Origin of the sequence: Pseudomonas anguilliseptica, from assembly GCF_900105355.1 — a bacterium.
Lineage (GTDB): Bacteria > Pseudomonadota > Gammaproteobacteria > Pseudomonadales > Pseudomonadaceae > Aquipseudomonas > Aquipseudomonas anguilliseptica.
The window spans coordinates 1-3,379 of the sequence record NZ_FNSC01000003.1 but is presented as its reverse complement, the minus strand read 5'-3'; the positions used below and the strand labels follow the sequence as shown (position 1 = coordinate 3,379).

4 protein-coding genes are annotated in these 3,379 nt (G+C 58.3%); all 4 read left to right on the top strand.

Features of this window, described 5'->3' with window-relative positions; all coding sequences use genetic code 11:
• Positions 1 to 315 precede the first annotated feature (315 nt).
• The 4 genes from BLW24_RS25440 (at position 316) to BLW24_RS25425 (ending at position 3,247) form a co-directional block, all read left to right on the top strand.
• On the top strand, positions 316 to 1,470 hold the full coding sequence (locus BLW24_RS25440; protein ID WP_167360461.1) for a protein rep: 1,155 nt from the start codon (positions 316 to 318) through the stop codon (positions 1,468 to 1,470).
• A 79-nt stretch (positions 1,471 to 1,549) separates the two neighbouring features.
• The gene (locus BLW24_RS25435) at positions 1,550 to 1,831 is read left to right on the top strand and encodes a hypothetical protein (RefSeq protein WP_090387995.1); all 282 of its coding nucleotides are present in this window, start codon (positions 1,550 to 1,552) and stop codon (positions 1,829 to 1,831) included.
• Positions 1,832 to 2,396: 565 nt separating this feature from the next.
• On the top strand, positions 2,397 to 2,756 hold the full coding sequence (locus BLW24_RS25430; RefSeq protein WP_090387994.1) for a zonular occludens toxin domain-containing protein: 360 nt from the start codon (positions 2,397 to 2,399) through the stop codon (positions 2,754 to 2,756).
• Between the two features lie 131 nt (positions 2,757 to 2,887).
• Complete coding sequence (locus tag BLW24_RS25425; RefSeq protein ID WP_090387993.1) at positions 2,888 to 3,247, top strand: hypothetical protein; 360 nt, start codon at positions 2,888 to 2,890, stop codon at positions 3,245 to 3,247.
• The last annotated feature ends 132 nt before the right edge of the window (positions 3,248 to 3,379 follow it).

Genomic DNA, 3,379 nt, shown 5'->3' with positions numbered 1-3,379 from the left:
GTTGGCTGGTCATTTTCTCCAGGTGTTTCCTGGATCGAGCAAACCAAACTTGAGCATTGTTAAAAACTGACACCAAAGAAAAAGCCCCTCCCACTTGGCGGCGGTAAAGGGGCTTTTTGAGGGTGCATCCACAAGGGACGCTACGTGCATCATAGCACCATCGAAGACCCGGTAAACGGGCATGCAGGGGCCTCAGCAGCCCCAGGAGGCAAGCTCCAGGACTCGCGCGCAGCAGAGCGAAGAGCGAGCGCTGGAGCGGCTCCTGGTGGCTCTCTAGGTATAACTGCGAAATCCTCTCCCCCCCCCACCCGCGAAATGGGTGCCAGGACAGCCCGTGCTGAGAAGTACCAGGCCCTCCATCAGGCCCGGGTTTGGATCGGTCGGCGGGTCAACAAGCTGCTACCTGACGTCCAGTTCCCGGGCGAGATCTTCCGCACCTTCGACTGCCGTAACGTGCGTACCAGCTGCATGGTTGAGGTACGCCACACTCCAGGCATGGCCGCGAATTATCGCAACCTTGCCACCTGTGGCAGCGTCTGGGCTTGCCCGGTCTGTGCTTCGCGCATCCAGGAACGTCGCCGCCTGGAACTGGAACACCTGGTTCAATGGGCTGCTGATCAGGGTCTCCAGGCCATCATGGTGACCTTCACCTTCCCCCACACCGGCTTTGACTCCCTGGGCGACCTTCTGACCCGTCAGGCTGACGCCTTCAAACGTTTCCGCCGTGGCAGCCCGTTTGCCAGGCTCAAGGCCTCTATAGGCTTCAAGGGCCTTGTGCGCTCCCTGGAGGTCACCCACGGCCTCACCAACGGCTGGCATCCTCACACACACGAACTGTGGCTAGTCGATCCCAAGGTTGGCCAGGAGATCCGTACCCGCCTCGTCGAGCTATGGGAACGTGCCTGCATCGCTGCCGGCCTCCTCGACCCCTCCGACCAGGCCAAGGTTTACGCCTTCCGCCAGCACTCCGTTGACGTGCGCTTGAACGCTGACAGCGGGGACTATCTGGCCAAGCAGGACAGCTCCAGGAAGTGGGGCATCACTCACGAGGTCGCCAAGGCCACCAGCAAGGCAGGCAAGGCCAAGGGCGTGCATCCACATGAGTTCCTGGTTCGCATGGCCAAGGGGGATGAGGCTCGGTATTTCGAGTACCTGGAAGCGATGAAGGGCAAGCGGCAATTGTTCTGGTCGCCTGGCCTCAAAGACCTTTGCGGCCTGGATGAAGTGAGTGATGACGACCTTGCTCTAGGCGGCGATGATGCCGACCACCTGGGCAACCTCAACCAGGATGAATGGGACTTCATCCGGGTCAAGCGTCTTGCTGCTCAGGTTCTCGATGCTGCCGAGATCGGCGGCTTTGACCTGATCCTTCGCTACTTGAAACGACAGGGTTACCAGCCCCCTGTCTTTGCTCACAGCTTTGTAGACCCCGGTGGCTACCACCACCCTGGTCTAGAACCATTTCCGTAACGTTACGGAAAAAGCGCTGACCACCTGGAGTGCAATCCAGGTGACCAGCTAACCACAGTGATCTATCGGAGAGACAACCATGGCTAAGCCGTATCCTATCCTGCCCGCTTCCGTCCTGGACGAACTGAACGACCTCAATGGCGCTCTCGGTGCCTATGACGCCCTTATGACCGCCTGGATCAACCAGACCCTCACTGACGGCCCTGCCGGTGATCCAAAGCACTTTGCTGCGGGTTGCCAGTTCCTCCTCCGGCCCATCCTGGAGGGTTTCCAGTCCATCGAATCTCAAGCCTCGGCGTTCCGCGAGATGGGGGTTGTAGGCGTGTGCACGTTGGGCGAATCCGACCAGGAAAAACCGTAACGTTACGATAAATACCGTCCTGCGCCTTCCGAGCTGAGGAGCGAAGTTCCGAGCGAGGAGGCGAGGCAGGCACAGGACGGGCCTTATCTGGCCGATCAAGGCCTACAATTGTCTGATTCTTACAACGTTACGACCATACAACCTCGACCTCGCCACTTGTGGCGATTAGGCGCCTCCCCTCCCTTCCCTGACAGCCTCTACCCCCACCGCGCCGGTACCCCCGAAGGGGCCGGTTTCGAGTCAAAGCAGATCGCTTATTCGGCCTGATCAGGCGGCTTCGTTCTTCCTTCGCGGGACACAATTGCCGCTCCAATACCTATCCTGCCTCGCGCCCTATCCAACCGCTTTTGCTAGCAATTTCACATCCCATTATTCAGACCGCCCTAACGTTGCTACCGCCTGCCACCGGAGCGTGCATCGCGGCCATTGCATCGTGCCGGGCTGCTTGCTGGATTTATGTCTCTGGTGTCTACGCGGCAAGCGTTAAGGCTCGCGTTTAATTGACCCCTGCCGTAGCCCCCTTCAGGGGGCTGGGGTAGGGGTCCTCTTTCTCTCTGAGGTTCTTATGGCTGTCTACTTTGTCACCGGTAAACTTGGCTCGGGCAAATCACTCGTCGCCGTCGGCAAAATCCGCGATTACCTCTCCGAAGGCAGACGCGTTGCAACTAACCTCGATCTGTGGCTCGACGAGATGTTTACCTATCACGACCAGCCAGCCATTCGACTGCCTGACAAGCCGCTCTTGTCCTGGTGCAGAAGCTCCAGGAGCGAATTTGGTACCAAACCACTGACCAGGACTGTTCGTCCTGGTTGGGTTTTGGCACCAGATGGGCAGGGACAGATGGATGCGCGGCACGCGCGCCGCTGTCCTGACCGTCAGGTGCCCATTCCCTTACCAACTGAACCAAAGCGTGACAGTTGTTGACACGACCTTCGCTCCATTGGCACTCTGTCACCAGGTGTCACACTTAATGAATTTACGATTGGCGTACGCGCCAGGCCTATGAGCCAACCGGAACAGCCGGAATTCGATACCTCGGAAGGAAGAAAGCCTCCATGGCTACCACTAAGAAACGTATTGCTGTGTCTCTGTCCCCAGAGCTGGAACAGGCGCTTAACGATTTGAGGGATGCAACGGGCGTTGCTCCATCCAGCTTTGTTGCCGAGATCATGACTCAGAGCATTCCGATGATCAGAGGCGTTACAGAGGCCGCTCTGGAGGCGAAGAACAGCCCGTCGAATGCCCTACGACTTATGCAGCGATCCATGATGCAAGCCCTTGGCGAAGTAGCCGGCATGCAGCTGGATCTAATCGATCAAGAAACGGCGCTGAGGAAGACTCCCAAGTCCATCCCCGCCCAGGAGAAACCTAGTGTCAAACCGGCTAAAACCAAGCGATCTAAGGCTAAAACATAACTGCCAGCAGTGTGGCGAGTGGATGACAGTTCACGCTGTCCCCTGGGGTGAGCCCCTGGCGATGCTTGTCACTGGTTACTGCGGTAAATGCGGGGGGACTTATCTCTCGCTCAGAGCGGCAAATGAGCAGGG

Excerpts from the sequence above, each read along its gene's own strand:
- BLW24_RS25430 (WP_090387994.1), top strand. The coding sequence starts at position 2,397 with ATGGCTGTCTACTTTGTCACCGGTAAACTTGGCTCGGGCAAATCACTC.
- BLW24_RS25440 (WP_167360461.1), top strand. The coding sequence starts at position 316 with ATGGGTGCCAGGACAGCCCGTGCTGAGAAGTACCAGGCCCTCCATCAG.
- BLW24_RS25435 (WP_090387995.1), top strand. The coding sequence starts at position 1,550 with ATGGCTAAGCCGTATCCTATCCTGCCCGCTTCCGTCCTGGACGAACTG.
- BLW24_RS25425 (WP_090387993.1), top strand. The coding sequence starts at position 2,888 with ATGGCTACCACTAAGAAACGTATTGCTGTGTCTCTGTCCCCAGAGCTG.